General features: G+C 63.3%; 1 protein-coding gene. It reads left to right on the top strand.

The window, feature by feature from the left end; translation table 11 throughout:
• Nucleotides 1-520, top strand: a 520-nt coding sequence (locus C6558_RS39065) for a sugar phosphate isomerase/epimerase (protein ID WP_146161015.1), incomplete at both ends; no start/stop codon positions are given.

The raw sequence follows: 520 nt of genomic DNA, 5'->3' as shown, positions 1-520 counted from the left end.
GACCCATCTGCAGGGCCAGCTGGTCGCCACCCATCCGGCCTATGACGAGGTGTTCGACGGTTTTGCCGTGCCGGAAGTGCGCGGCAATCCTGGGGCACGGCAGCAATGGGCGGTCGAGCAGGTGAAGATGGCGCTGACGGCGTCGAAGAACCTCGGGCTTAATGCGATGGCGAGCTTCTCCGGCGCGCTTGCCTGGCCGTTCGTCTATCCCTGGCCGCAGCGGCCGGCCGGCCTGGTCGAGACCGCCTTCGACGAACTGGGGCGGCGCTGGAAACCGATCCTCGACCATGCCGAGGATTGCGGCGTCGACATCTGCTACGAGATCCATCCGGGCGAGGACCTGCACGACGGCATCACCTTCGAGATGTTTTTAGAGCGCACCGGCAACCATGGCCGCGCCAACATGCTCTACGACCCCTCGCACTATGTGCTGCAGTGCCTCGACTATCTCGACAACATCGACATCTACAAGGATCGCATCCGGATGTTCCACGTCAAGGATGCCGAGTTCAACCCGACC

Source organism: Ensifer sp. NM-2 (assembly GCF_003024455.1).
GTDB lineage: Bacteria > Pseudomonadota > Alphaproteobacteria > Rhizobiales > Rhizobiaceae > Ensifer > Ensifer canadensis.
This window is presented reverse-complemented; position numbering and strand designations above follow the sequence as displayed.